Origin of the sequence: Pseudomonas alcaligenes, assembly GCF_014490745.1 — a bacterium.
In the GTDB taxonomy this organism is placed as follows: domain Bacteria; phylum Pseudomonadota; class Gammaproteobacteria; order Pseudomonadales; family Pseudomonadaceae; genus Aquipseudomonas; species Aquipseudomonas alcaligenes_C.
Genome location: NZ_LZEU01000001.1, coordinates 4,809,517 through 4,831,421, shown reverse-complemented (window position 1 = coordinate 4,831,421; position 21,905 = coordinate 4,809,517). Strand labels below are relative to the sequence as shown.

At 62.1% G+C, this 21,905-nt stretch carries 18 protein-coding genes; 8 read left to right on the top strand and 10 right to left on the bottom strand.

Annotation, left to right across the window (positions count from 1 at the left end; all coding sequences use genetic code 11):
* The first annotated feature begins 67 nt into the window (after positions 1–67).
* The gene (recD, locus tag A9179_RS22200) at positions 68–1,897 is read left to right on the top strand and encodes an exodeoxyribonuclease V subunit alpha (protein WP_187808350.1); all 1,830 of its coding nucleotides are present in this window, start codon (positions 68–70) and stop codon (positions 1,895–1,897) included.
* 57 nt (positions 1,898–1,954) lie between these two features.
* On the opposite strand, the gene A9179_RS22195 is transcribed toward recD, so the two are convergent.
* Both A9179_RS22195 and A9179_RS22190 read right to left on the bottom strand, forming a co-directional pair.
* Positions 1,955–2,716, bottom strand: coding sequence for a TerC family protein (locus A9179_RS22195; protein WP_187808349.1), 762 nt, complete (start codon positions 2,714–2,716; stop codon positions 1,955–1,957).
* A 99-nt stretch (positions 2,717–2,815) separates the two neighbouring features.
* On the bottom strand, positions 2,816–4,123 hold the full coding sequence (locus tag A9179_RS22190) for a CitMHS family transporter (RefSeq protein WP_187808348.1): 1,308 nt from the start codon (positions 4,121–4,123) through the stop codon (positions 2,816–2,818).
* 283 nt (positions 4,124–4,406) lie between these two features.
* Between A9179_RS22190 and A9179_RS22185 the strand changes: the two genes are divergently transcribed.
* On the top strand, positions 4,407–4,808 hold the full coding sequence (locus A9179_RS22185) for a GFA family protein (RefSeq protein WP_187808347.1): 402 nt from the start codon (positions 4,407–4,409) through the stop codon (positions 4,806–4,808).
* Positions 4,809–4,920: 112 nt separating this feature from the next.
* Here A9179_RS22185 and A9179_RS22180 read toward each other — a convergent pair whose 3' ends face one another.
* The 6 genes from A9179_RS22180 to A9179_RS22155 form a co-directional block, all read right to left on the bottom strand.
* Complete coding sequence (locus tag A9179_RS22180) at positions 4,921–6,879, bottom strand: DUF7844 domain-containing protein (RefSeq protein WP_187808346.1); 1,959 nt, start codon at positions 6,877–6,879, stop codon at positions 4,921–4,923.
* Positions 6,876–7,199: a DUF2388 domain-containing protein gene (locus A9179_RS22175; protein ID WP_187808345.1), complete on the bottom strand. Its 324-nt coding sequence runs from the start codon at positions 7,197–7,199 to the stop codon at positions 6,876–6,878. The genes A9179_RS22180 and A9179_RS22175 overlap by 4 nt, the downstream gene beginning before the upstream one ends.
* A 144-nt stretch (positions 7,200–7,343) precedes the next feature.
* The gene (locus A9179_RS22170) at positions 7,344–8,327 is read right to left on the bottom strand and encodes a glycosyltransferase family 2 protein (RefSeq protein WP_187808344.1); all 984 of its coding nucleotides are present in this window, start codon (positions 8,325–8,327) and stop codon (positions 7,344–7,346) included.
* A gap of 34 nt (positions 8,328–8,361) precedes the next feature.
* Positions 8,362–11,529: a glycoside hydrolase family 99-like domain-containing protein gene (locus A9179_RS22165; protein ID WP_187808343.1), complete on the bottom strand. Its 3,168-nt coding sequence runs from the start codon at positions 11,527–11,529 to the stop codon at positions 8,362–8,364.
* Positions 11,530–11,579: 50 nt separating this feature from the next.
* Complete coding sequence (locus A9179_RS22160; protein ID WP_187808342.1) at positions 11,580–12,335, bottom strand: ABC transporter ATP-binding protein; 756 nt, start codon at positions 12,333–12,335, stop codon at positions 11,580–11,582.
* 8 nt (positions 12,336–12,343) lie between these two features.
* A complete protein-coding gene (locus A9179_RS22155; protein WP_187808341.1) occupies positions 12,344–13,099 on the bottom strand; it encodes an ABC transporter permease in 756 nt (251 codons plus the stop codon).
* A 201-nt stretch (positions 13,100–13,300) separates the two neighbouring features.
* Here A9179_RS22155 and A9179_RS22150 point away from each other — a divergent pair, with 201 nt between their 5' ends.
* The 5 genes from A9179_RS22150 to A9179_RS22130 are packed head-to-tail and all read left to right on the top strand — an operon-like array spanning position 13,301 to position 17,867.
* On the top strand, positions 13,301–13,969 hold the full coding sequence (locus A9179_RS22150; protein ID WP_262410642.1) for a sulfotransferase family protein: 669 nt from the start codon (positions 13,301–13,303) through the stop codon (positions 13,967–13,969).
* 11 nt (positions 13,970–13,980) lie between these two features.
* A complete protein-coding gene (locus tag A9179_RS22145) occupies positions 13,981–14,904 on the top strand; it encodes a glycosyltransferase family 2 protein (RefSeq protein ID WP_187808339.1) in 924 nt (307 codons plus the stop codon).
* Entirely contained in the window at positions 14,901–15,872 is a 972-nt protein-coding gene (locus tag A9179_RS22140) for a glycosyltransferase family 2 protein (RefSeq protein ID WP_187808338.1), read from the top strand. The genes A9179_RS22145 and A9179_RS22140 overlap by 4 nt, the downstream gene beginning before the upstream one ends.
* A 58-nt stretch (positions 15,873–15,930) precedes the next feature.
* On the top strand, positions 15,931–16,689 hold the full coding sequence (locus A9179_RS22135; RefSeq protein ID WP_187808337.1) for a class I SAM-dependent methyltransferase: 759 nt from the start codon (positions 15,931–15,933) through the stop codon (positions 16,687–16,689).
* A 14-nt stretch (positions 16,690–16,703) separates the two neighbouring features.
* On the top strand, positions 16,704–17,867 hold the full coding sequence (locus A9179_RS22130; protein WP_316851849.1) for an acyltransferase family protein: 1,164 nt from the start codon (positions 16,704–16,706) through the stop codon (positions 17,865–17,867).
* Between the two features lie 11 nt (positions 17,868–17,878).
* On the opposite strand, the gene A9179_RS22125 is transcribed toward A9179_RS22130, so the two are convergent.
* Together A9179_RS22125 and A9179_RS22120 are read right to left on the bottom strand one after the other, a co-directional pair.
* The gene (locus A9179_RS22125) at positions 17,879–18,973 is read right to left on the bottom strand and encodes an acyltransferase family protein (protein WP_187808336.1); all 1,095 of its coding nucleotides are present in this window, start codon (positions 18,971–18,973) and stop codon (positions 17,879–17,881) included.
* Between the two features lie 49 nt (positions 18,974–19,022).
* On the bottom strand, positions 19,023–19,826 hold the full coding sequence (locus A9179_RS22120; RefSeq protein ID WP_262410641.1) for a 2OG-Fe(II) oxygenase: 804 nt from the start codon (positions 19,824–19,826) through the stop codon (positions 19,023–19,025).
* Positions 19,827–20,016: 190 nt separating this feature from the next.
* On the opposite strand from A9179_RS22120, the gene A9179_RS22115 reads away from it, so the two are divergent.
* Entirely contained in the window at positions 20,017–21,900 is a 1,884-nt protein-coding gene (locus A9179_RS22115) for a sulfatase-like hydrolase/transferase (protein ID WP_262410640.1), read from the top strand.
* Positions 21,901–21,905: the final 5 nt, after the last annotated feature.

The following is a 21,905-nucleotide window of genomic DNA, read 5'->3' as shown; positions in this document are numbered from 1 at the left end:
CGGATGCAATCCGGGGAATTCCGCTCCCGGATTGCATCCGGGCTACGGCTGATCTGGAGTGGCTGCGATGAGCCTGCTGGATCTGCCTCTCGGCCCGCTGGAGCGCGCCCTGGTCGATAGCCTGCGTCGCCTCGACCCGACGGCGCCGGACAGCGTGCTGGCCAGCGCCGCGCTGTGCTGCGAGGCGCTGGACAAGGGCGATGTGTGCCTGCCGCTGGCGCGCCTGGCCGGGCAACGGCCGTGGCCGGAGTTCGCCTTCGTCCTGCCTGCCCTCACCGAGTGGCGTCAGCAGCTCGTCGCCTCGCCGCTGGTTGCTGGGCCCGGTCAGTTCGCCCCGCTGATCCTCGATGGTTCGCGCCTCTATCTGGCCCGCTACCAGGCCTACGAAAGCCAGCTTGCCAGCCAGTTGCTGGCCCGCGCCGACGATCTGCCGCAGGTCGACGAAGCCGTGCTGACGGAAAGCCTGGCGCGCCTGTTTGCTTTCAATCAGCAGCAACCGGACTGGCAACGCCTGGCCGCTGCCCAGGCCGTGCGCCGACGTCTGGCAGTGATCTCCGGCGGCCCCGGCACCGGTAAGACCACCACCGTGGTGCGCCTGCTTGCGGCCCTGCTCGAACAGCCGGGTGGCGCCCAGTTGGCCATCGGCCTGGCCGCGCCCACCGGCAAGGCGGCGGCGCGCATGGCCGAGGCGATCCGCAATGCCAAGGCGGAGCTGCCAGTCAGCGAGGCGATCAAGGCCGCCCTGCCGGAAGAGGCGCGCACCCTGCACCGCCTGCTCGGCAGCCGGGGTGACACGCCCAGGGTGCGCCACGATGCGGCGCGGCCGCTGGCGCTGGATGTGCTGGTGGTCGACGAAGCCTCGATGGTCGACCTGGCGCTGATGGCCAAGCTGGTCGATGCCCTGCCGCCGCACGCGCGGCTGATCCTGCTCGGCGACAAGGATCAGCTGGCCGCCGTGGAGGCTGGCGCGGTATTCGCCGAGCTGTGCGAAGGGCGCGGCTTCGACGCCGTTGCTGTGGCCGAGCTGCAGCGCATCACCGGGCAAAGCGTGCCGGTCGAGCCGCCACGCTCGCGGCTGGGTGACGCCGTGGTGCTGCTCACCCACAGCCACCGCTTTGCCGGCGACAGCGGCATCGGCGAGCTGGCACGCCGCATCAATGGCGGCGATGCCCCCGGCACGCTGAACCTGCTCAAGGAAAACCGCGCCGACCTGCACTGGCAGGCGCAGCCGACTCCGGCCGCCCTGCTCGAGCGCCTCGACCAGGGCTATCGCCCCTACCTGCAGGCCGCCCGCGCGGGCGATCCGGCCCAGGCCTTCGCCGCCTTCAACGCCTTCCGCGCCCTTACCGCCCAACGCGAAGGGCCGTGGGGCGTCAGCGGCCTCAACGAGGCGCTGGAGGCGCGGATCAAGCGCCGTTACAGCCTGGCCGAACGCGAACGCTGGTATCCCGGCCGCGCGGTGATGGTGCGACAGAACGACTATGCGCTGGGCCTATTCAACGGTGACATCGGCCTGTGCCTGCACGGCGAGCACGGTCTCAGGGTGTATTTCGAAGGTGAGGACGGCTACCGCGCCTTCGCCCCGGCGCGCCTGCCCAGCCACGACAGCGCCTTCGCCATGACCGTGCACAAGAGCCAGGGCTCGGAGTTCAGCGAAGTGCTGCTGGCGCTGCCCGAGCTCTCCAGCCCGCTGCTGACCCGCGCGCTGTTCTACACCGGCATCACCCGCGCCAAGCACAAGGTGGAAATCTGGGGCCTGCCAGCACGCCTGAGCGATGCGGTGAATACCAGGGCCGAACGGGCGGCGGGGTTGGCGGAGCGGCTGGGTGTCACTTCGCCAGAGTCGTCACCGACCTCCCCTGCGGTGGGTGCACAGGATCAGCTCAGTCTGTTTTGATGGGTGAAGAAACAGAAACGGGGCCTTATGGCCCCGTTTTATTTGTGCGGATCAGGCTTATTCGCCCGGAATATCCTTGCGCAGTTTCACCGGATCCTGCTCCCTGCGCCCGCGGGCGGTACGCATGCGGATGTTCAGGGCTTCCACGCCGAGGGAGAAGGCCATGGCGAAGTAGACGTAGCCTTTCGGCACGTGGACTTCGAAGGCTTCGGCGATCAGCACGGTGCCGACCACGATAAGGAACGACAGGGCCAGCATCTTCAGCGACGGGTGCTTGTCGATGAAGTCGCTGATGGTGCCGGCGGCCAGCATCATCACCAGTACGGCGACGACGATGGCGGCGACCATCACCGGTACGTTGGAGACCATGCCGACGGCGGTGATTACCGAGTCCAGGCTGAACACGATGTCGATGATGGCGATCTGGATGATGGTGCCGATAAAGCCGCCCATCATGCTCTTCGGCTCGTCGGTGGTTTCGTCTTCGCCTTCCAGGCCCTGGTAGATCTCGGTGCTGCTCTTCCACAGGAGGAACAGGCCGCCAAAGAACAGGATCAGGTCACGCCCGGAAATGCCCTGCTCCAGGATATGGAACAGGTCGCCGGTGAGGCGCATCACCCAGGTGATGGAGAGCAGCAGCAGGATGCGCGTGACCATGGCCAGGGCCAGGCCGAAGAAGCGGGTCTTCGGTTGCATGGCCTTGGGCATGCGCCCGACCAGGATGGCGATCATGATGATGTTGTCGATACCCAGGACGATTTCCAGAACCGTCAGGGTGAAGAAGGCGACCCAGATTTCCGGGCTGGTCAGCCATTCCATGTGCGATTTCCTCGTGGAATTTCAGCGTAAAGGGTTACAGCACGAACATGCCGCCGGGGCTTGAGCCCTCGGCGGCACGCTCTACGGGGCGGGTTCGCTTCAGTGGGAACCGAACAGCGGGAACACGCCCAGCAACAATGCGGCAAGCAGGATACACAGACAGATGAGAACCGCCCACTTCAAGGTGAAGCGCTGGTGGTCGCCGAACTCGATCTTGGCCAGGCCGACCAGCAGGTAGGTGGAGGGCACCAGCGGGCTGAGCAGGTGCACCGGCTGGCCGACGATCGAGGCGCGGGCCATTTCCACCGGGCTGATGCCGTAGTGGCTGGCGGCCTCGGCCAGCACCGGCAGCACGCCGTAATAGAAGGCGTCGTTGGACATGAAGAAGGTGAACGGCATGCTCACCAGCGCGGTGATCACCGCCAGGTGCGGGCCGAGCGCTTCGGGAATCACCGCCAGCAGGCTCTTGGACATGGCCTCGACCATGCCGGTGCCGGACAGGATGCCGGTGAAGATGCCGGCGGCGAAGATCAGCCCGACCACCGCCAGGACGTTGCCGGCGTGGGCGGCGATGCGTTCCTTCTGCTGCTGCAGGCAGGGGTAGTTGATGATCATGGCGATGCTGAAGGCGATCATGAACAGCACCGGCAGCGGTAGCAGGCCGGCGATCAGGGTGGCCATCAGGACGGCGGTCAGCGCGCCGTTGATCCACAGCAGCTTGGGCCGGCGCGCTTCCGGGTATTGCGAGACGCTGATCTCGGCGTGCTGCTCATGGTCGTCTGGCAGGTGCAGCACGCCGAGACGTGCGCGCTCGCGCTTGCCGTAGACCCAGGCGACGCCGAACAGGGCGATGCAACCGACGATCATGGCCGGGATCATCGGCACGAAGATGTGCGAGGGGTCGACGTGCAGGGCGCTGGCGGCGCGGGCGGTGGGGCCGCCCCAGGGCGTCATGTTCATGATCCCGCCGGCGAGGATGATCAGCCCGGCCATGATCAGCGGGCTCATGCCCAGCCGGCTGTACAGCGGCAGCATGGCGGCCACGCAGATCATGTAGGTGGTGGCGCCGTCGCCGTCGAGGGAGACGATCAGGGCCAGGGCGGCGGTGCCCATGGACACCTTGAGCGGGTCGCCCTTGACCAGGCGCAGGATGGCGCGCACGGCCGGGTCGAACAGGCCGGAGTCGATCATCAGGGCGAAATAGAGGATGGCGAACATCAGCATCACTCCGGTGGGGGCGAGTTTGCCGATACCTTCGAGCATCATCGGGCCGATGCCGGCGGCGAAACCGCCGAGCAGGGCGAAACTGATGGGCACGATGATCAGGGCGATCAGGGCGGACAGGCGCTTGCTCATGATCAGGTACATGAAGGTCATGACCATGGCGAAGCCGAGGAAAGTCAGCATGGCGGTTTCTCCGGTCGGGTCAGCGCAGCGGGTGCGACGAGCGGAGAACAGGCGCGGCGAGGCCGCTGCGGCAGGCGGAACGAGGCATGGCAATCACCCATCTTGTTGTTGTCGGGGGTTGGCCGGGCAGGCCCGGCCGGCCGATCTGGAGTCGGCAGTGGGTGGATGCTAAGAGGCGAAGCTTTCAGCCAGCTTTCGCTGGGTCTGGGGCAACCGGCGGTACGGCGATTGCCCAGGCGGATGGCGGCGACTAGGGTGGGAGCTGAACTGCGAGGTGGGGCGAATGAGCGATCTACACACCGGCGGCTGCCATTGCGGGCAGCTGCGCTATGCCTTCGGCGGGGCGCTGCAGGATATCGCCCACTGTCACTGTTCGATCTGCCGGCGCACCAGCGGCGGCATCGTCACCACCTGGGTCACCGTGGCGCGGGCGGGCTTCCAGTGGACGGCGGGCGAGCCGGGCGCGTACGCCTCGTCGGCGTCCTGCACGCGCTATTTCTGCCCAGGCTGCGGCTGCCAGCTGGCGCTGTTCACCACGCTCAGTCCGGGCAGCCTGGACGTGACGGTGGCAACCCTCGACGAGGTAGCGCAGGCGCCGGCCGATCGGCATATCTGGGTGAAGAGTCGATTGCCCTGGCTGCATCTGGATCCGCAGCTGCCCGAGGAAGACGAGGAGAACTTGTAGGGTGCGCTGTGCGCTCCCTGCGTAAAGCCGTGTCTAGGGCGGGTGAAACCCGCGTTGCCCCGGCGCGGGTTGCACCCGCCCTGCAGGCTAAGTGGCCGGATCATCAGCCGCTTCAGGGCAGTACCAGGCCGCCGCTGGCCTTGTGCAGGACGCGCAGGTGTTCGCCGATCTGCTTGAGGTTGGCCTCGCCGGCATCCACTTCGGCCAGGCGCTCGGCGCTGAGCAGGCGGCGTACTTCCTGGTCGAGGTCGTCGCTGAGGCGGCGCAGGGCCTTTTGCCGCTCGCTGCTCTGGGCTTGCAGGCGTTGCCACTCGCCGGCTTGCGGCAGGCCATAGCCGGTGTCGAGCAGCTCCGCCGGGCGGCTGAGGAAGCCGCTGTTGGCGAGGATCTGTCGCAGGGTGTCGTCGGCGGCGGCGAAACGGCCGTCCTGTGGGTTGGCGCGGGCGCCCAGGTAGCGGCGCTTGAGCTCGTCCTGGGCCAGCAGCAACTGGCGGCGCAAGGCGGCCTGTTCCAGCAGTAGCAGGGCGGCGCTGGCGCGCAGGTCGGCGCGTGCGATCCACGGCTGGCGCTGGCTGGCAGGCAGGGCCAGCCAGTCTTCGACATCCGTCTGCGCCACCGGCAGGCGCTGGCGCAGTACGCCGAACATGGCCTGGTAGCGCTCGCGGTAGGAGTCGAAGCGGTAGCCCAGGCGCAGCGCCTCGCGCGGGTCGGCGAGCACGCTCAGGTCGGCCAGGCCGCGCCCGGCGAGGATCGCCAGCAGGCCATTGGGCATGATGCTGTCGAGGCTCTGCAGCTCGCTGCGGCCGCTACCACTGCGCAGCAGCTTGAGGGTTTCCACGGCGCAGTTGTTGGACAGGAACCAGTAGTCGCCGTCGTAGCTCCAGTGCAGCTCGGTGGCGTGCTCGACCAGCTGTTCCAGCTCGCTGCGCGACAGCTTCAGCGGCACCGAGGCCAGGCCGCGCAGCTCGACCTTGGTGTACTCCTCGATCACCTGCTCCAGCGGCAGGATGAACAGGCGCGACGGGTAGGCGCCGGTCAGGCCATCCCAGCTCGACAGCTGCACGTCGCCGACGAAGGCGCGGTAGGAGAGCACCAGGTGCTGGTCGAGATCCAGCCGGCAATCCGGCCCCAGCGGCCGCCCCGGGGCGCAGATGACCAGGCGCAGCATGCTGTGGCCCCAGCGGCTGGCCCACTGCTGGTTGGGTTCGGCGAGCAAGTAGTCGACCGCGTAGACGCGCTTGGGGTCGAGCTGGCCGAGCGGCTGGCGGGCGAAGTCGCGGCCGGCGTTGAGGTAGGCGTAACTGGCCGCGCAGTCGGCCTGGGCAGCCGGCTGCCAGGCGAAGTGCTGGCGCAGGTAGCGCTGCAGGGCCGGGCGGCGGCAGGCGTAGGCCGGGTCGAGGAGGAAGTACTCCATATTCACCGCGACGAATTCGCGCGGGTTGCTCAGCTCGTACAGGTCGGGGCTGCGGCCATTCTGGCCGTTGGCCGCTTCGCGCTGGCCGCGCTTGCCCACCGCCTGCGGCCAGCCGGCCAGGTCGAGCAGCTGCGGGTCGTCGCTCAGGGTGAAGCGTCGCGCGCTCTGTCCGCGGCAGCCGTCGGCCTGGCCGACCGGGCCGCTGCTGGCGGCCTGGGCCTGGCAGCGCGCGAGCCGCAGGCGTTCGCTGTGTGGCCACAGGCGGGCGCGGTCATACAGGTGGGTCAGCTCATGCAGCACGGTGGCCAGCAGCTCACGGCGCAGGCTGCCGTGGGCGCGCCCGGAAGGGGCGTCGGCCAGGACGGGGTCGACCAGGCGGGGCAGCAGGTTGCGATTGAGGCTCAGGCCGTCGGGACGGGTGATGCGCCCGTAGGCGTTGCCGGGCAGGTCGTCCGACCAGTCGACCTGTACCTCGCGGTCGAGGCGCTGGATGAAGCTGGGCGGCAGGGCGGCGCTGGCCTGATCGAGCAGGGCCTGGCTGGCGCGGCGTTCGGCGGGGCTGAGGGACGTGGCGTCGAGGCTCAGGCGCAAGCCGGCCTGGGCGCTGGCACTGGCCAGCAGCGCCAGGGCTGCCAGCCAGCGCGTGGCGCGGATCACAGGGCGAGGATGGCTTCGGCGAGGGCCTGGTCATCGGCCTGGCGGGCTTCCGGCAGGCGCGCACGCAGGGTGCTGAAGGCGGCTTCCAGCTGCACGCCACGGATCTCGCCCTGGCTGGCGACGAAACTGGCGGCGTCGTCACGGGCGGCGCGGACGATCTTCATGTCACGGATCGAGGTGGTGGTGTCGGAGGTGAAGTCGAAGCTGCGATCCAGCGCGCGGACGATGATGTTGCTGGTGGCCACCAGGGTCTGCGCCTGGACACTGGCGGCGCCCAGGCAGAGGGTGGTGGTGAGCAGGAGGTAGGGCAGTTTGCGCATGTTAGCTCCAAGGGGATCGTGAATTGTCCTATTGGACGAGAATCACCCGGTGCAGTTCAAGCCTAGGGCTGCACAGCCGCGAGACATCTCACAGGCTGAGCCTAGCCTGCGGATATGCTGATTGTGCGTGATCCTGCGCGTGGATCAGATCTTGCGAAGGAGCGTCGCCACGACTAGGCCCAGGTTGCCCAGCAGCGTCTGCCGATAAACTCCAGCGCGCATCATGGCCTGCACCCTGATGGGCAGGCTGGCGGTTCGCGCCTTGACGAATCGCTGGAGGGCGATTCTATTGGTTTCCGTCAGCATTTCTACCTGGGTTTTCAGGGCGCTCAGGTTGACGCTGTTCCAGTGGTGGAAATCGCCGGCCAACATGCGCTGGATACGGATGAGTCGATCCGATATGCCCGAGTTGGCACCTATCAGGTTGCTGCCGTGTTGGCGGTAATCGATGCTCGGCTTGGGGTCATAGCGGATCTGCCCATCATTGCCACTGATCAGGATGTAGAGCCACCAGTCGTGTGAGATCACTGGGATGTTGCCGGCCTTGGCCAGCAGATCGCGGGTACAACGGTTGAAGACCATGGTGTTGCCTCCCGCGAGGCTCTGTACCAAGGCATTGCGGAAGGATGGTTGCTTGTCGAAGAGGGGCGAGAGTCCCCGCGGGCTGCCCCTCTCATCGACCAGGCGCGTCCGTGTGCAATAGAGCGCGGCCGCTCCGGGGGGCTGTTGCTCCAGCCAGGCAAGTGCTCGCTCCAGCTTATCCGGATGCCAGAGATCGTCTTGGTCGCAGAAGGCGAAGAAACCAGTGGAGATCGAGGTGTCTGTCGCCATCGACAGGAAGTTGGCGGCGAAGCCCTTTCCCGGTCCTTTGACGATGCACAGTCGATCAGCTCCGAAGCGGCGGCGATAGTGCTCCAGGATGGTCAGGGTACTGTCCTGTGAGCCATCGTCGGATGCAATGATGATCCAGTCTTGGTAGGTTTGTGCGGCGATTGATTCTAGTTGTTCTGCCAGGAATTTTTCGCCGTTGAAGGTCGAGAGCAGAATCGCCACGGTCGCTCTGCCTGCCGAGGCTTTGGCATTCGGTCGGGCGACCGGGGTTAGTGCTTGCTGGAGCTCATCGTCCATGGTGGGCTCTCCCTCGTAGGTCATCTCGATAGCCTCAGAGCGAAGCATCTGCATAGGCATAACGCTTGTTGCTGGGGGTGCCGTCGCAACTGCGCAGCTTGAGTCCTGCAGCATGAGCGCTGATGGCGATGGCGCGCTCAAGCGCATGGGCAAAAGTACCATCGACCTGGCCCGCTTCGGGCTCGAAGTGGTCATCGCACAGAGCCAGGTTCAACAATGGCAGTAGTGCATTGGTTCTGGCGAAGAACATGGTTCCTGCCACGAAACTGTGCCGGTTCAGCTCGCTCGGGCTGATACCCAGCCTGCAGGCCAGTTTCTCCACCGCGAGTGCATTGGACCCCCAGTAGAAGCTCATGGGCACCACATGGCCGGCCGGTCCCAGTATGCCCAGGCCGGGATCGCCAGCGAAAGCGTCCAGGGCATCGGCGAGAGCCTGAGGATTCAGGAGTTTGGTATACAAGTCGCGGCGCCAGGTTTCACCATCCTGGCGGTGGGTCGACTTTTTCGTATGGATCTTGACCAGAGTTGTGAACCCATCTTCAACGATCCGAGGCAGCAGCTTGAGGAACGGCAGGACGTCGCGGCCATGGTTGGGGAATTCCTGCAGGTGGTAGTCGATCTTGCTGTCCGCCAGACGGGCATGGATGTCTTCGCCCTGGCCAGCAGGCGTCGAGATATAGAGTTTGAGTGGGATATGGCGGACTTGCCGGAGGTGCTCGAGGATTTCCTCGAAGACGTCCAGGTAATAGGCATGGATGACGACTGCGATGCCCGGGTGCTGGCTGGAGAGCCCTTGTGGCACTTGCAGCGCGGCGCGCAGGCCGGCCATCCGGGACGCCTCTAGGAAGCCATAGCCATAGCGCTGGTCGGGTTCCAGATGGGCACCCTCGGCCCACTCATTCCACGCGTTGATGAACACCAGTCGCTGGTCCTCTGCGGGGAACCTGCGCACAGTGTCGCGGATGGCATTGAACAGCCACTCCTGATAGCCGCGTGGCGAGCTGTTGATGAAGGACGTGCCACGCTCCTTGCGCCGCGCGGTGTTGTCCCACGAGGGGCATACCCCCCGGAACAGCGGGTACTTGGGCTGACTCAGCTTGGCGCTACGTTTCAGGTAGGTACGCCAGTCGTAGACCTTGCCCAGGAAGTTGTCGTGCAGTGGCTGGATGCTGTTGGTTGCGTCCTGGGGCTGGGTGCCATTGGGCGGGAACTCGACGGCGGCGTCGAACCCATAGCGTGAAGGCGGAGCTTTGTCGAAGGACTGGGTGTAGGCCAGATAGATTTCGCCCACGCCATGCTCGCGACACCAGCTGCGCCAGCGCGCCGCTGTGGCTTTGGCGTCGGGCAGTTCGCCCGGGCGGTAGACCAGTAGCAGCGGCTTGCCATCGATGCGGATATAGCGATCGTCGCGCAGATAGGCGGAGATGTGGGAGATGAAGGCCAGGTCGTCTTCGGTCGAATGCTTCTGGCCGATCAGGATCTGGTCGTCCAGCCCATCCCAGCGCCTGCTCCAGTTCTCGTTGGCCCAGCACAGGCAGAAGGGCAGGTCGAGGTCGCGGTTGGCCAGGTAGTTCTCGATCGGCTTCTCAAGTAAGCGCTTGCCGCCGAACCAGTAGAAGTAGAAGCAGAACCCTGCAATGCCGTAGAGCTTGGCCAGCTCAACCTGGCGTCTCTGCGTCTCGGGGTCGTCCAGGTTGTAGTAGCCGAGTTCCCCGGGGACATGGGGCTGATAGTGGCCTCTGTAGTGGGGCTGGGCGGGCTTGACGTTGGTCCATTCGGTAAAGCCCTCGCCCCACCATTCGTCGTTTTCGGCAATTGCGTGAAACTGCGGCAGGTAGAAGGCAATCAGTCGCGCCGCCTGCCGGGCGGGCAGTTCGGTGTGCAGTCGTTTCACCTGCTGGATGGGCTCGTTCAGCCAGTCGATCTTCACGCTATCTATCTGGGGGCTTTGCTGGCCATTGGTATGCAACCAGTTCTGATAGGCCCGAGTCTGCTGGAACAGGCTCCCGGTATGGCGGAACAGCACGTCCTTGGCCCGGTTCTTATGAGCGATCGAGCCTGGTAAACGCTGCCAAACTATACGGGAGGTATGCGAAATACCACGGCCCATTAACTTGGGGATGGTTCGATAGTTTTTGAGCATCCGTAGCGCCCGCAAGAGCGGGTGGCTGCGCAGTCGATTCAACTGTTCAAGAGCTATGGAGTGCTGCTCAAGTACCTTGGAATGTTCTGTCCAGGCACCCTGGCATTCATCCAGAAGGCGCGTTGTCTGCGCGAGTAGCTCCTCGCGCTCGCGAAGCAAGCCTTCCGGAGTCTCTAGGTTGCTCAGGAAATCCAGTTCATGGGCAACAGGTTCGAGAGTCGCCACGTCAGCAGCCAGTCGCGTGCATTCGGCTGCGAGGGATGCCTGGCCGGAAGCGCTGTCCAGGCGCGCGGAGGCCTTCAGCAGTGCATTGAGATCGCGAACGATCTGCAGCACCTCCCCCGGTGCGGCCAGATGTTCATCGTTGAACTGGGAATGGCGTAGATCCTGGGTGAGGAACTCCTGGCTGAAGGCCGCCAGGGCTTCGGGGGCTGCATCCGGCGAGGGCAGATCGAGGTTCCTGGCGATGCGGCGCAGTTGCTCCTGAGGGTTCTCCATGAGGTTGTCGTAGTCGACGACCAGGGAGTCCAGAGCCAGGGTATGCTGAAGCGCGGCCAGGGAGTACTTGGCCCACAGCAGCTGGGCCCGCACCGGGTAAATGCCATCCCGCTTGCGCAGGGAGGCCGCCACACTGAGGGGGTTGCGGAAGCAGATCAAGTACTGGGGCCTGACGCCCAGGCGGGAGAACACCTGTTGCCAGAATGGCAGCAGCAGCGAGGCCTGGGGGTCCTTGACCGCCAGGCACTGAACCTGGGCGAGCTTTTCCGCCAGGATGCGTTCGGCCTCGTCGAGCAGAGCCGCGAACTCTGGCTGCTGCAGGTACTCCGCCGGAAGCGCGCCCAACCTGTCCCAGGCGGAGCCCAGATGGGCCAGCAGCCTGGAGTTGAGGGCGTGGAAGTCGATATCTTCGAAGAAGCCCTTGTCGTTGTTGTCCTTGGCTGCCGGCATCAGGCTTTGGCCCAGCTCGGCGCCGAGAACTTCCAGGCCGCGGGTGAGTGCACTGGTGCCGCTGCGATGCATGCCCAGAACCACCAGAACCCTTTTGCACTCAATGCTCATATGTATCTCATTGGGCTTGTCTGCCCATTATTATTTTAGTGGTCGACGTTTCAGGGTTCGCTGTGCTCGAGCGCTGCCTGCCGTCGCTCCTGCTCTTCCCGGTAGGCAATACCCGCTGCTTCCAGGTAGCCGTTGGTGACGTAGTTCACTTCGTCGCAGACGATGCTCTTGCCCTCGTGGATCCAGAGAACCCGGTCACATAGGGCCTGGATGGCATCCATGCTGTGCGAAACGAGGACGACGGTCTTGTTCGAGTTGATCTTTTCCTTCATCGCGCGGTGCGACTTGTCCTTGAAGGCCTGGTCGCCGACACCCAGAACCTCATCGATCAGCAGCACGTCAGGATCCGCGTGAATGGCGACCGCGAAACCGAGCCGGGCACGCATCCCCGTGGAGTAGCTGGCCACCGGGCGCTCGAAGAACTCGCCCAGGCCGCTGAACTTGTGGATGTCATTCAGCAGGGACTTGATGTGGGCAAGGCTCATGCCCAGCAAGAGGCCGCTGATGATGGCGTTCTCCCGGCCCGAAAGTTCATTCTTCAAGCCAACGTTCAGTGCCAGCAGACTGGCTGTGGTGTTCGGTGCGCGCCAGAGCTCACCGTGATCAGGGTCGACGATACCGGCAATCATGCGCAGCAGGGTGCTTTTGCCGGCACCATTGGCACCTATCACGCCCAGCGTTTCGCCGGCATTCAGGGTAAAGCTCACGTCCTTCAAGGCCCAGTAGTGGTCATAGCGAAGGAAGCCAGCGCGCTGGCGGTAACAGATACCAATGTTCTTGGCTTCGAGAATTTTCTTTCCGCTCATGGTGGTCTTCAGAGCATCAGCTTGGGATAACGCCGTTCATTCTTGCGAATGAACAGCACGGCGAGTACTAGCAGTGGCGTAGCCACCATGATCACGTAAAGAAGATGTGCGAAGTCCGGCCACTGATTGTGCAGAAGCACGCTGCGGAAGGCCTGGATCAGCACCACCATGGGGTTGAGCTCGAAGGCGAAGCGAAGTGCCTCCGGCATGCGCTCGGATGTGAAGAAGATGCCTGACAGGAACATCATCACCATCAGGAGGTTATCCACCACCTGCTTGAAGTCCTGGGCTAGTGGAATGATGCCGGACAGCAGCAGCCCCACGGCGGTGACCAGGTATAGCTGTGTCAGGATCACCGGTACCAGGGCGAGCCAGTGCAGCGATGGACGTTTGCCTATCGCCAGCAGGAAAACCAGCAGCAGCCCGAGAACAATGGCGAAGCGGAATGCATTGCTAAAGATCTGAATGAGCACAAGTAGACTTTTGGGGATGTAGATCTGCTGAATCAGAGCCGCATTGCCGACGATGGCCACGCTGGCTTGGCGCACCGTGCTGTCAAACCACTTCCAGACCACCATGCCAATCAGCAGGAACGGCGCATAGTCGGTTCCACCCTGGCGCAGGGCCAGGGCGAACACGACGTAGAACGCGGCCATGTAGAGAACCGGATCGATGATCCACCAGAGGAAGCCCAGGAAGCGCCTGGCAACTTCGGTGCGCAGGTCGCTGTATACCCCGTACAGCAGAATTTCCTTGTAGTTCATCCCGACAGAGGCCGATTGAAAAGGGGCGCCCATTTAACCACAATGCAGCCCTTTTTCATCACGTTTGCAGCGTGGCGTCGTGACTTGCTGCCAGATGGTCGTGCAAGTCCTTATAAGAACAACGGGAGTGTCATGCGGTTCATCCGATCTTTATTCGCTCGCCCTCAGGCCTCCAAGCCCCGCCCCGAGCGAGCGACCGTCATGGTGGTGGGGATGCACCGCAGTGGCACCAGTTTTCTGACAGGTTCTTTGCAGCAGGCCGGCCTCGAGCTTGGCAATATCAGCGCCTGGAACCCGCACAACCTTAAGGGCAACAGGGAAAACCTCGATATTGTTCAGTTCAGCGACGAGATCCTGGGGCGCTGCGGTTATGCCTGGGACAAGCCTCCGGTCGAGGCGATCGAGTGGACGGCCGATGAGGTCTCTCGGGCCCGCGAATTGATTGCGGGGTATGCCGGCGTTTCACACTGGGGCTTCAAGGATCCGCGTAGCCTGCTGCTGGTCGAGGGCTGGCAGCGGCTGTTGCCGGAGCTGCAGTTCGTCGGCATCTTCCGTCACCCCACAGCGGTTGCCCAGTCGCTGGCTGCGCGCGGTGGCATGCCGGAAGAGCAAGGCTTTGCGCTCTGGCTCGCCTACAACCAGCGGCTGCTCAAGCTCTATCGTCAGTCAGCCTTCCCGATCCTGTGCTTCGACGAGTCCGAGGCGCAATTGCACCGCAAGCTGGATGTCGTGCTCGACGAGCTGGGGTTGCAGGCGCCAAGCACTGAGCGTTTCTTTAGCGCCGAGCTCAAGCATCACGGCTATGAGCGCAAGCGCATTCCCAGGGAGCTGGATCGGCTCTATCGCGAATTGCGCCGCTGCGCTCGCTAAGGGGAGAACCTATGTCGATCTTCCATCGTATCCCCAGGCTTTCGATCGTGCTAATTGTGTACAAGATGCCCGATCAGGCGGAGAAGACGCTTTATTCGCTGAGCCCTGCCTATCAGCAAGGGGTGAGCGAAAGCGACTACGAAGTGATAGTGGTGGAAAACCACTCGGATCGCCTGCTGGGGGAGCGTCGTGCGATCCAGTACGCCGGCAATGTGCGCTATCACCTGCGCCACGAGACGACGCGCTCACCGGTCAATGCCATCAATTTCGGTGCTGAGCAGGTCACGGGCAGCCATCTGGCGATCATGATCGATGGGGCGCGAATGGTGACCCCCGGAGTGGTCAGGTTGGCGCTTGATGCGTTTCGCATGTCGACTCAAGCAGCGGTTTCTGCACCGGGCTACCACATCGGTCACAAGCTGCAGCAGGTGGCGGTTAACGAAGGCTATGACGAAAAGGCCGAAGCCAAGTTGTTGCGCAGCATCGAGTGGCCCCACGATGGCTACAAGTTGTTCGACATTGCGGTGCTCAGTGGCTCCTGCCAAGGCGGTTTCTTCCGCTCGAACTACGAAAGCAACTTCATCGCCATGTCGGTGCGCAAGTGGAAGGCAATCGGCGGCATGGACGTGCGCTACGACGATTTTGGCGGTGGCATGGCCAACTTGGATCTGTACAAGCGTGTGCTCGAGTGCCCGGATACGCCGTTCTACCTGTTGTTTGGTGAGGGCTCTTTCCACCAGTTCCATGGTGGGGTCACCACCGGCACCCTTAAAGAAGAACGCGACAGAGTGTTCGAACAGATCAAGGCGCAGGACCAGCTTATTCGTGGTGAGCGTCGGGATCCGCCGAATGTGACGCCGGTGCTATTCGGGACGCCGCACCCCAGCGTTTTTCGCTTCATTCGCTATTCCCTCGACAAGGTAGATCCGCAGTGAGTCAGCCCCTGCTGTCAATCATCGTTATCGCATACGACATGCCGCGACAGGCGTTGAATACGCTGCTCAGCCTGAGCCCGGAGTATCAGCAGGGTGTCACGGGCGATGAGTACGAAGTGATAGTGGTGGAGAATCGCTCCCGGAGAAACATGGATGCGGCCGCCGTGGAGCGTTTGCCGGGGAATTTTCGCTACTTTCTGCGCGACGAGTCCGGGGTTTCCCCTGCTGCGGCCATCAACTTCGGTTATGCGCAGGCGCGGGGGCAGTTCATCGGTCTGATGATCGATGGTGCGCGCCTGGTATCACCGGGTGTCGTGCAGCATGCGCTGATGGCGTTTCGTATCACGCGTGATGCCATGGTGGTGGTGCCTGGTTATCACCTGGGCGAGGATGAACAGCAGTTTCATCTCAGCAAGGGTTACACCGAGGAAAAGGAACAGCTGCTGCTGCAGAGCATCGACTGGCTCAATGACGGCTACCGGCTGTTCGAGATCGCCTGCTGGAGTGGCGCCAACCCGCGCGGCTTCTTCAATCCCTTCATGGAGTGCAACTGCCTGTTCATCTCGGCAGAGATCTTCCGTGACATCGGCCAGGCCGATGAGCGCTTCAATCTTTCCGGTGGTGGCAGTCTCAACCTGTTCATCTATCGCAAGGCGGCCACCGCTCCAAGGACGCAGAGCTTCATGCTGGTGGGGGAAGGCTCCTTCCATCAGCTCCATGGCGGCGTGACCACCTCGGAGGTCGAGGGGCGCGAGGAGATGCTCAAGGAGCAGAATGCGCAACTGTGCCGTCTGCTGGGCTATGACTTTCGCTCTCCAGCGGTTGAGCCGATCTTGCTGGGCAAGGTGCGCGGTCCGGCGCTCCCTTATCTGATAACTTCAGCGGAAATGGGCATGAAGCGCCATCGGCGCTTCAAAGGCCAGGTCGCCGAAATGTTCGTGGATGATTTCGAAAAGCGGCGGCCTTGAGCTTTCGAGGCGCTGTAACCCCTATTTCTAAAGCAACAAGATCCAAGAGGAAGAGTGTATGACCAGCGTATATATGCCCCCGTCGATTCGCCACTTCGAACCGCTGCACATGGTATTCAGTACCTGGGTCGACCACCTTCCGTTCGCCTACGATCTGGTCACGGCGATTCGCCCCAAGCTGCTGGTCGAGCTGGGGACACACAAGGGGCTGTCCTACTTCACCTTCTGCCAGGCGATCAAGGAGAGCGAGATCGATGCCCTGTGCTACGCGGTGGACACCTTCGAGGGTGATGAGCACACCGACAAGTACGACGAGTCGGTGTTCAATATGGTCAACGATCACAACCGTCAGCACTACCACGGTTTTTCCTACTTGATGCGGATGTTCTTCCAAGACGCCCTGCGGCATTTCAGCGAAGACACCATCGACCTGCTGCACATCGACGGCTTCCACACTTACGAAGCGGTCAGCGAGGACTTCGCCACCTGGTATCCCAAGGTGAAGCCGGGCGGCATCATCCTGTTCCATGACGTGCAAGCGCGTGTGCAGGATTTCGGTGCCTGGAAATTCTGGGATGAAATCCGTGGTCAGTACGAGACCTTCACCTTCAACCATGGCTTTGGCCTGGGTGTGCTGCGTAAGGCCGGCGGCGACCGTAGCAACGACCCCGAGCTGTTGAAGCTGCTGTTCTCCGGTGAGTCCGAAGTATCGGCGTCGGCTCTGCGCGCATTCTATGTGCATGCCAGCAAGCATCTGGAGAACAACCGTAAGATCAAGCGCCTGGGCCAGGGCAAGCCTGCTGTAGCGGCTTCCTGAGTTAAGGGGCGCCAGTGAGCCATACCCCTGGCATGGCCGGGTTGCGACAACCCGGCCAGTACATCCCAGAGCTGGAGTCGTTGCGTGGCTGGGCGATTCTTCTGGTGGTCGCCTTCCACTATTTCGGCATCATTACCGGCGGCACCGAGCCGTTGCTGAGTGATGCGCCAGTGTGGTTGCAGGTCGTGGCCTCGGGGCATACCGGGGTGACCTTGTTTTTTGTCCTCAGCGGGTTCCTGCTCAGCCAGCCCTTCATTGCGTCAGTGCGCGGAGGCGCTGCCGTCGACATCAAGCGGTTCTACATCGCCAGGGTGCTGCGGGTGCTCCCCCTCTATTACCTGTTCGTGGTGCTGGGCTGGTGGGTGACTGGTAACACTCAGGGGGCGATGAAGGCGTTTTCCTTTATCCACGTTGGGTTTTCGCTGTTTCCGTTCAGTGTGCCGTGGTGGTCGCTGTGTACGGAAATGCAGTTCTACCTGCTGCTACCCTGGCTGATGTTGCTTCTGCGCTACCGTGTAGGGCGGTGGGTGATTGGGCTGGGGTTGCTGACCTGGTTCGCCGTGCATGTCTACTTTTTCCAGCAGCCGCGCTGGTTGGCCAATCCACAGAACTGGATCCTTCAGGCGTCGGTCTTTGGGCGTGGCCTGGCATTCGTGCTAGGTGCCTGCTGTGCAGGACTCCATGCCTCTGCGCTGTATCGTCAACTGGTGAGTCGGCAATGGTTGGTGGGGCTGCTGCTGCTGTTGTTGTGGGTGTTGTTCCACCAGCTCAGCCTGCATTCACAACTGGGCATAGTGGAGGCTCAGAGGAGTCTGCCGCTTTACTACAACATCGAAGCGATGCTCTGGAGTGGGTTATTGCTTTGCTGTGTGGCTTGGAACTCTTCGCTCAAGGTGATTCTGCACAATCGTCTCTTGAGTCATTTCGGCATGTTGTCCTATTCGATTTATCTGGTGCATGTTCCGGTCCAGTTCTATCTGGTTAGTTGGTTCAAGGTGCATCAGGAAAGTCTTCCCCTGCCAGTAGGGGCTCTGAGTAATGTTCTGATAGTAACGTGCAGTTTTGTGTTGATCTGGACACTGTCTTTTGTTCTCTATCGGTGGTTCGAGGTGCCCATGCTGCGATTGAAGTCGAAGCTATCCACCTACTCCGATCAACAACGAGCTCTGCCGGTGTAGCCATCGTGAGTTCAGCTGTTGCCCCATTGCTCTTCTGATCGACCCGGTTGCTGTCGTTTAAGACGATCCTTCAGCGCGAGGAGGGGTTTCTCCACCAGTTGATAGGTCGCGGCCGATAGGAGCGTGGCACCGGCAGTGGCGAGCAGCAGCGCCAGTGCGGGAGCTATTGTTGTTTCTGGTGGCTGTGCCTTATGCCAGATGAAAAAGGCGTAGAACACTGGCATGTGCACCAAGTAGAGCGAGTACGAAACTCTTGCCAGAAAACGGCCGGCAGCCCCTAAGAGGCTTCTCCCGAGAACAATGCAGCTATACAGCGTCACCCCCCAGAGAATCGACTCGGCCAGGGCATGTAGCGGGAATTTGGCATGAAATCCTATTGCGTTTCCCATGCGCGGCATCAGAACGACCACAAGCACGGTGCTTGATACCAGCGTCGAGGCTAGGGCAAGAGTACGTTTTTCGAAGAAAACCTTCTTGGAATACAAGATCGACAGCAAGAAGCCGACCAAGAACGCATGTAGCTGGCAAAGTAGACTTATTCCTAGCTGCATTCTGGTTTGCAGACTAAAAGGCAGCAAGTTGAGTGCATACGCACCGTAGAATGTGCCCCAGCCCAGCATGAGTACGGAAAGCAGCAGGTTCCGATTGGTTTGCTTGCAGGCCAAATAAAGCAGCGGAACTAGGAGGTAGAAGTGAACTTCGACGATCAGGCTCCACCAGACAGTGCTGTATTGTGCGAAGTCATAACCTTTGGCGTTGAACAACAGTGCAGGGATGATCTTGCTGGTGTTGCCTGTGGCGAGTGAGGCAATCAATACTGCGAGATAGTAGAGCGGCAATATTCTAAGGGCGCGTTGAAGTGCGTAGCCTTTCAGGCTCACGGTCTCACCACGCAGCTCTGCCTCGATAAAGGGGCGTGTTACCAAGAAACCGCTGAGGATGAAGAATAAGGTGACGCCGGTAGCGCCAGAGAGCAGCGGGATAAATAGTGGATTGTTGCTGGTTTCGATGCGCGGAAAGAACGTCGTAAAGCCGTGCATGGCAACCACCAAGGTGATAGCAATAGCTCTGAAGTCATCAAGTACGACAAGTCGCTTCTGTGGCATGGATTATTTACTTGTTGTTAGAGGGCTGGCAGAGCTGTTCTGATAGTAATCAGCTCGACTGCTGATAAGAGCTAGGGACTTCTCGCCAGGTCGTGGCAAAGGTAGGTTCCGCCTCACCGTCGGGGCGTCCGTTGGTGTAATAGTACAGGGCGATCGATTTGCGGTGAACGCCGTCGGGGCACTGTAGTGGGTAGGGGTGGCCATGAAAGGAGTTTGCCGTGGTGCTGAAGATCACACAGCGGTTTAGTTTCGGCAGGATGCGCACTGGCGGCCCCTGCATGTCCTGATCCCATAGTTCGAGGTGGCCGCCCCAACTCTCCTGCCAATCGGGATTGAGGTAAAGTAGGAAGTTGATGCGCCGGGCGAGGTCGAACTTGCGGTGGGTGCTGAAGTCGGCGTGAATCTTGAGGAATCCGCCACGGGAGATCTGATGGATGCCTGCACCCTGCAGTTCAGGGTCGGAAATCAGGCGGCGAATGCCACTGAGCATGGTGAGCGCGTCCAGAAAGTGACTGGAGCCAAGCTCCCAGATCAGCTCGCGATAGACTTTTGGCATTGCCAGCACGTCGCGTAAATGCCGCTTCTCGGTTTGAACTTCGCGAAGGTTGGGCGCGCTATGAATCCACTCCTTGCGATCCTGATCCAGAGGGTACTGATCGAGCAGGAGCTGGAGGGTCGACTCAGGCAGGAAGTCGTCAATGACAGCATGCGGAAACGGCTGGCTGCTCGTGTATTCCCCACGTTTAGAAATGAACAGCTCGGTAATTCTGGGGAAGTCCACCAGGGTGGAATAGTCGACGCCATGTAGTGCTTGTGGGCTGTCACCGAGCAGTGTGTCAATGAGATTTTTCAAGGGGTCGAGATCCAGTGTTTGTTCAGTGCCTTGGGTTGGGAGTCGTTTGGGGCGTCACCTTGCTGCGCTGTATAGTGCGATTCTGCCCGCTGGTTGCATTGTGCGCAGGGTGTGGTCAGACGGCAATGATATGCGTCAACTTCATTGCGCCAGTAAGGCTGCCGACTCCTCAAATGTTCAGGATGATCCCTTGCCCCTCCTGTTGAAAAAAGCTTACGGCCTGTTGCTGTTGAACGCGCTCATGTTGCTTGCCGGTTGTGACGCCGGATCGGCAAATGCCGTGGATCAGCGCCCCAACATTCTCCTCATCCTGGCGGACGACCTCGGTAACAATGACATCGCCAGCTGGGGCGACGGGCAGGCCCCCACGCCGACGCTGGACAGCCTCAGCCGGCGCTCGGTGCGCTTTCGGCAGCACTATACCGACAGCACCTGCTCGGCCAGTCGCGCGGCGCTACTCTCGGGGCGCGACCCCGTTGCGGTGGGCTTCCAGCCAGCCGGTGCGGGTCTGCCGAGCGATCTGCTGACCCTGCCTGAGGCGCTTCAGGGGCTGGGTTACCGGACCAGTCACCTGGGTAAGTGGCATGTCGGCGAGGCTCTTGAATACCGGAAAATCCAGCCGGGGGCGCAGGGCTTCGATTACTGGTTGGGCTTCCTCAATCAATTCATGTTGCGCGGCCCGGCTGCCGATGGGCGGCTCGTCAGACAGAGGCCCACCCATACCAATCCCTGGCTGCAGGAAGATGGGAGGCCTCCTAGGCAGTATGAGGGCAATGTCGATGATCTGCTGACCGACAAGGCGATCGAGCTGATTCGCGGCGCCGGCTCCGAGCCCTGGTTCATCAACCTCTGGCTATTCGCACCTCACACGCCGTACCAGCCGACTCCGGAGTTCCGCCGGCAGTTTCCAGATACACCCGAGGGACGCTATCTCGCAGTGCTCAAGCAGCTCGACCATAACGTCGAGAGGCTATTGGCTGTGTTGCGTGAGCGGGGGTTGGAGGACAACACGATTGTGGTGTTCGCGAGCGACAACGGTGGTGTGAATCGGGTCAGGGATAACAATTTCCCCTTTGCTGGCAACAAGCTCACTTACCGCGAAGGGGGCGTACGTGCTCCCCTGCTGCTGTCATGGCCGAAGCGATACGAGAATGCTGACCTGCTGGCAGTGTCCAGCCTCAAGGATCTGTATCCCACGCTGATGGCGTTGGTCGGCGGCGCGGCCCCGGGCGATCTGGATGGTCGCAGTCTCAAGCCGATGCTTGATGGTCGGGCGCCGAATGATCCCGCGCAACTACTGTGGGCATCCGAGGCAGGGGCTGCCGACATGGCCTATGGGCTGCACGATATGCTGTCACGACAGACCTACTTTCAGGCTGGCAAAACGCAGGTCGTGGCCGAGCCCATGTCCCCTCCTATTGGCCACGCCGGGCCACGCATGCAGCAGGGGCACGATTACCTGCCTGCGGCGGAGCTAGAGCGTCGTCTGGTCGCTTGGGAGGCCGCTGCCCGAGCGGTGCCGCTGAGCTGGACGCCTTCGGCCGATGGTCGGCCTGCCAGGCTCGAGGGCCGAGATCTGCAGAGAGCGCCTATTTTCGCGGGTTATGCGATCGGCCTGGCTTTGCCGGTGTGGTCTGCCTCGGCACGCGAGGAGGTCCTGCTGGATCAGCCGGAAGTCTGGAGTCTGCGCCTGGATGCGGCCGGCCGGCTGTTGCTGCGTTATGCGGGGACGGAGATTGTCAGTCCTGCGTTGCGTCTCGATCGCTCATGCAACAGCCTGATTGTCAGTATCAATATTCGACCGGCGGTGACGATGCCATTTCGCAAAGAGGCGTCCAGCAGAACCAGCGTAATGCTGAACGGTGACCTGGTGCTCGACAGTGCGCAGCTCTTGAGTCGCCCGCAAGACGAGAAGGTTCTGACAAATGCCACGGCCATAGGTGCTGCGGCCGATGGCAGCAAGCCCTTTGCGGGGGACATTCCCCGGCCCCGGGTGATGGGCAAGTACCTGCTACCCGCTCGGCCTGGGTACGATGCGGACGACCTGCGAACTGCACTCTGCCCGGGGGGCTGAGGTGC

Excerpts from the sequence above, each read along its gene's own strand:
- recD (WP_187808350.1), top strand. The coding sequence starts at position 68 with ATGAGCCTGCTGGATCTGCCTCTCGGCCCGCTGGAGCGCGCCCTGGTC.
- A9179_RS22195 (WP_187808349.1), bottom strand. The coding sequence starts at position 2,716 with ATGGAATGGCTGACCAGCCCGGAAATCTGGGTCGCCTTCTTCACCCTG.
- A9179_RS22190 (WP_187808348.1), bottom strand. The coding sequence starts at position 4,123 with ATGCTGACTTTCCTCGGCTTCGCCATGGTCATGACCTTCATGTACCTG.
- A9179_RS22185 (WP_187808347.1), top strand. The coding sequence starts at position 4,407 with ATGAGCGATCTACACACCGGCGGCTGCCATTGCGGGCAGCTGCGCTAT.
- A9179_RS22175 (WP_187808345.1), bottom strand. The coding sequence starts at position 7,199 with ATGCGCAAACTGCCCTACCTCCTGCTCACCACCACCCTCTGCCTGGGC.
- A9179_RS22170 (WP_187808344.1), bottom strand. The coding sequence starts at position 8,327 with ATGGACGATGAGCTCCAGCAAGCACTAACCCCGGTCGCCCGACCGAAT.
- A9179_RS22165 (WP_187808343.1), bottom strand. The coding sequence starts at position 11,529 with ATGAGCATTGAGTGCAAAAGGGTTCTGGTGGTTCTGGGCATGCATCGC.
- A9179_RS22160 (WP_187808342.1), bottom strand. The coding sequence starts at position 12,335 with ATGAGCGGAAAGAAAATTCTCGAAGCCAAGAACATTGGTATCTGTTAC.
- A9179_RS22155 (WP_187808341.1), bottom strand. The coding sequence starts at position 13,099 with ATGAACTACAAGGAAATTCTGCTGTACGGGGTATACAGCGACCTGCGC.
- A9179_RS22150 (WP_262410642.1), top strand. The coding sequence starts at position 13,301 with ATGGTGGTGGGGATGCACCGCAGTGGCACCAGTTTTCTGACAGGTTCT.
- A9179_RS22145 (WP_187808339.1), top strand. The coding sequence starts at position 13,981 with ATGTCGATCTTCCATCGTATCCCCAGGCTTTCGATCGTGCTAATTGTG.
- A9179_RS22135 (WP_187808337.1), top strand. The coding sequence starts at position 15,931 with ATGACCAGCGTATATATGCCCCCGTCGATTCGCCACTTCGAACCGCTG.
- A9179_RS22125 (WP_187808336.1), bottom strand. The coding sequence starts at position 18,973 with ATGCCACAGAAGCGACTTGTCGTACTTGATGACTTCAGAGCTATTGCT.